Here is a 5,313-nt window from a genome sequence, read left to right as displayed (position 1 = left end):
TATCCCCAGAGGGAGCCCCACCTTCACCTTTGTCTACTTAGTTTCCTTTGAGGCAAAGTATCCTAGAGATAGCAACCAAGGTAGTACGCAACTTGGGCGACTTGGTTTGGCTCTCGCATTAGGGTAAAATGATCTCCATTAATGATGTGTACACTCAGTTCACCTTTAATTAGGGTGTCCCATCTAACTCTGTCTTTGCCATTACTGGTTGTATGGGAGGCTTTTGCCACTGACTCACTTGCTAAAAGTGATAAAACTGCCCCGTTATATGGCTGCGGGTGATACTGGGTTAAGGCCAGCATATTTACTTGAAAAACACGCCATAAGCACTGTAATTGCTCCAAAGACAACTCAGATGGGAAAAGTTGATGATGTTGGGTAAGTTTGAATACTTGCTCTAAAGAAACTAGTTTTCGTTCTAGTGACTCTAGAACTGAGTGTAGGCTTTGTCTCGACTGCCCAGCTAAATCTTTTATGAACTCTACAAGGAGTTGATCCTGACTCGGTATGTCTTCAGCAGTGGGGATATGGCTATCAATCAGAACTAATAATGCAACTGTCTCCCCTCGATGAATAAGCTGTTGTGCTATCTCGTAAGAAATTATACCTCCCATAGACCAGCCTATCAGGTGATAAGGGCCCTGGGGTTGCACCGTCAAGATTTCCTCAAGGTAGTGACTGGCCATTGCCTCAATGGTGGGCAAAGTCACCTGCTGTTCTATCAACCCTAATGATTGCAGTCCATAGATAGGATGTTGCTGCCCTAACTGTTGGGAGAGTGCTGCATAGCACAATACGTTCCCACCTACCGGATGGACACAGAACAGAGGAAGTTGTTCTCCTTTAAGCTGAATGGGTATTAATACTGAATTAATCGCATTAGACATCTCCGAAAAGGAATGTGAAACCCTTGTCTTGTGTTGGTGAAAACCTAATTTCTGGAGATGTGTATTAATTGCAGGATGATTACTGGCTGTGAGCAGTTGGGATAGTTGGGCAATGGTGGGGTTTTGGAACAGGGTAGCGGAGGGCAACTCTACCTGAAATATGTTCTTTATTTGAGCCATGACCCTCACTGCTAGAAGAGAATCTCCTCCTAACATAAAGAAATCATCGTGGATTCCTACCTGCTCAAACCCAAGAATATCCTGCCAGATACCAGCAATAATCTGCTCAAGCTGGTTTCTTGGAACAACATAAGTCTGAGTTATTGGTGGTCGTTGGTGTACCTGTTTGGGTAGATTTTCCTTCGATGAGTCTTCTAAAAAACTAAGTAGTGTAGAGACTTGGTTTTGCTCGATGCGAGAATGTAAATCTCGTGTTGATACAATAACTTGGGGCAGTGTATTACACAAAATACGACGAAAAACATCTACGCCCTCTGCGGGTAATAGCCCTAACTTATGGTCTTTGTGCAGTATATTTGTAGTTGCGATCGCTTGTTCGTACAAACCAGAATCAGCAGGTTGACTAATATTTGGGTAAAGACGATGCGAGCAGATGTAGTTTTTCAGTGCCTCTTTATCCTGTAACGATACAATTAGCTTGCCGATGTGCTTTGCTTGTGCCATATACTCAAAAGCGATCGCCACTTCGGAAATTGGGAATACTTGATGAGGAAGGGGACTAAAATTCCCATTTTTGAAGTGTTGCACCATTTCCAGGAATATGGAACTAAAGTTAGGGATATTCGGTTCCAAATCTATGGTAAAGAAGGATAAGCTTTTCTCAGAAAGCCGTAAATTCACTTGGCTGTTCTCATCGATATTTTGTTTGCCAAGTTCCAAAAAACGTCCGTAAGGTGCTAAAATAGACAAGCTTTTGGGTATGAATTCCCCTCCTAAAGAATTTAAAACCACATCAATACCCTTGCCGTTAGTGTATTGCATCACTTCATCGGCAAAAGCCAAAGACCTTGAATCCATCACATATTTAATTCCCAGAGAAGAAAGAAACGCCCGTTTTTCTGGAGTGCCAGCTGTGACAAAGATTTCTGCGCCCATCATTTGGGCAATTTGGATGGCAGCCATACCCACACCTCCGGCGGCGGCATGGATAAGAACACTTTCCCCTTTGCAAAGCCTACCCAATTGATTCAGGGCATAGTAGGCTGTCATAAAGGAAATCGGAATTGTTGCTGCTTCTTCTAAACTCAGATGATTTGGTTTGGGGGCGACATAACAGGCAGAAGTTGTTGTAAATGCGCTAAAGCAGGAAGAAGAAAAAGCAATGACTTCATCTCCTATGTGATAACCCTCGACACCTTCTCCCAGCGCCACAATCTTTCCTGCACATTCCAAACCGAACTTTAAAGGAGTATGAGATTGAACTGGAAGCATCCCCAGCGCTAAAAGCACTTCCTTGTAGTTGAGTCCAGCAGCACATATCTCTATTTCAACCTCACCTGCACCTGGTTTTTGGCGTTTGGCCGTTTGAAATCTTAAGGTTTCTAAAATACCAGGAGAGGATATTTCCAAACAAAAATTCTGGCTTTGGGAAGTGGAAAAGTTTTTTTCCCTTTGAGAGATTCCATCAGGTGTTAAGGGAAAATCAAAGGTTCCGATTCGTTGTTTTGCCGTAGCTGCCGCCATCCCGACTTCTTGCCAGCCATCCCAGTTAATACTGACTGTGAATGTTTTATTTTCTGAGTTTTTATGATGAGTGAAGGCATCAAGAAAAGCATTGGCGGCACAATAGTCTACCTGTCCAAAGTCATTTAGAATTGAACTGAGTGATGAACAAAGAATAAAGAAATCTAGCTGAACATCCTTGAACAGAGCGTCAAGTACCAGGGTTCCCCTGATTTTAGGAACAAGAACTTTTTGTGCTATTTCTGGTGTTTTTAGCTGAATCGCACCTCCCCCAGGAACACCTGCTGAGTGGATTACACCATTAATTTCACCAAATTCCTCTAATGCTTGAGCTATGGCGTTTTGCATTTGTTCCAGGTTGGTAACATCTGCATTGACAATCAAAACCTTAGTACCAAGCTTCTCTATTGCTTGCAATTTTTGGATCTTGCAACTTGTATCATCTTCAGCCTCATGAGTAGCTAGCCATTGTTCCCAGTGAGTTGGAGCCGGAAAATCAGAACGCCCTGTGAGGATCAATTTAACCTTAACTGTTAGCGCCAAATACTCTGCCAGTGCCAGTCCTATACCTCCAAGCCCACCTGTAATTAGATAGACTCCGCCTTCCTTTAACCTTTGTATTCCCCCTTGTGAGTTTTCTAATCTAACTGACTCGAAAGTTTGTACCCAACGATGTTGTTTACGGTAAGCAATAATTTGTTGGTCGGATTTAACCTTTAATTCTGCTTGCAGTTGTCTTATCAGTTGCTTCTCTTGCCAGGTTTCTGATTGCGGAATCACTACGTCAACACTACGACAACTTAAATAAGGGTATTCTTTAGGAATAGTTCTGACCGGGCCGATTAAAGTGGCTTGTTCGGGACGTAGTTTTTCTTCTGCGGTTACCTCCTGCATATTATTTGATATAACTATCAATTGGAAGCGATCGGTAACATTTTGTTTACCAAATGCCTGAGCAAGAAATAGCAAACTGTAAAATCCTAAATCTAAAGCTTGGTCAATTTGCTCCAATTCTGATACAGCATGACTTTTTTCGGCTAGACTCCATAAATGAACGATGGTTTTAGGGATATCTCCCAGTTCTGCCAACAAAGTTTCGTAGTCCTTCGGTTGCCGGGGATTGATGGTGTATGAGTCTTGATTTTCTTTTGTAAATGACTCTCCTATCTTGACAAAAATCACTTTTTGAGATTCATTTTGCAATTGTTTTGCCAGTTGAAAACCCAAGTTGCACTCATTGATAAACAGCAAAACGCTACCCTGTAATTCCTCTAGTTGACTAACAGAAAGCGGCGACCTTTTCCAGGATGGGACATAAAACCAATCAGCAATATCTGGCTTTTTAGTTGGTGTTGCTTGAGACTCAAGTATATTTTTTCTTGGTGGTTCAATCCAATAACGTTGGCGTTCAAAGGGATAAGTAGGTAAGGGAAGGCGATAATGCTGCTGTTGCTTGTAAAATCCAAACCAATCCACCTTTGCCCCAGCAAGCCAGAGTTGCCCCAGTGTGGTGAATAAAAAAGCTATATCTGATTGTTCCTCTTGGGGATGACGGACTGAAGTTAACATTGTTTGTGCAGCTGCCTTGTCTGGATGCCTTTTAGCTAATGTAGTTAGCGTCCGTCCTGGCCCCACCTCTAACAGGATTTGCTCAGGTGTTGCCAACAGCTTCTCTACACCTTGGGCAAATAGCACTGTGGAACGCAGATGTTGAGCATAATAGTCAGGATTAGTGGCTTGTGTAGCGGTAATCCAAGTACCAGTAACGTTGGATATATAAGGAATGTTTGGAGGATTTAAGGTAACTTGTTTGACCCGATGTGCAAATGCCTCCAAGATTGGTTCCATCATCTGGGAGTGGAAGGCATGGTTCGTATGCAGACGGCCGCATTCAATCCCTTGTGTAGCCAGTTGATTTTCTAGGACATCTATTGCTGTGGTGGAACCGGAAACTACGCACTGGAACGGTTGGTTAATTGCTGCTAAGGAGAGTTCTTGTCCTAACAGTGACTTTACTCTGTCTTCGGGGAGGGGAATGGCGAGCATTGCCCCATTGGGAAGTTGCTGCATCATCTGTCCCCGTGCTGCTACCAGAGATAAGGCAGCTTCTAAGGAAAAAACCCCGGCGATACAAGCGGCTACATATTCGCCAATACTGTGACCGATGGCAGCCACAGGATTTACCCCATAAGACTGCCATAATTTAGTTAAGGCGTATTCGATGACAAAAAGAGCTGGTTGGGCGATCGCTGTTTGTTGAAGTTGCTTGGATGCGCGATCGCTATTTTCCTCATCAGGATAGATTAGATGACGCACATCGAGTCCTAATTGAGGCAAAAGAATTTCTGAGCATAAATCAACTTGTTCTCGAAATATTGCCTCGCTTTGGTAAATTTCCCGCGTCATATTCACATACTGGGAACCCTGTCCGGGAAACATGAAGACAACAGACCGATCTACAACTTCAGTGCAGTTGCTAAAAACTTGTTTTGGTTCTAAGTTACTTAAAACTTTGACAGTTTCTCCTAAGTTCTGACAAACTACCATCCTGCGGTAGTTAAAAACCCAGCGACCAATGCCGAGAGTATAAGCGACATCAGCTAAATTAACTTCGGGATGTTGTTTTAAATGCGCTACTAGATTAGATGTTGCCCCATCGAGTGCAGTCTGAGTTTTAGCTGAAAGTACCAACAGTTGATAATTTCTCCCCTGCCCCCTGCTC

The 5,313-nt window shown here is 43.1% G+C and carries 1 protein-coding gene; it reads right to left on the bottom strand.

The window, feature by feature from the left end; translation table 11 throughout:
• Positions 1-62 precede the first annotated feature (62 nt).
• Positions 63-5,282: an SDR family NAD(P)-dependent oxidoreductase gene (locus GNE10_RS31800; RefSeq protein WP_260447115.1), complete on the bottom strand. Its 5,220-nt coding sequence runs from the start codon at positions 5,280-5,282 to the stop codon at positions 63-65.
• Positions 5,283-5,313: the final 31 nt, after the last annotated feature.

It is taken from the genome of Nostoc sp. 2RC (genome assembly GCF_014222165.1).
Taxonomy (GTDB): Bacteria; Cyanobacteriota; Cyanobacteriia; order Cyanobacteriales; family Nostocaceae; genus Nostoc; species Nostoc linckia.
The sequence above is the reverse complement of the archived record's forward strand: the minus strand, read 5'-3'. Positions and strand labels throughout refer to the sequence as shown.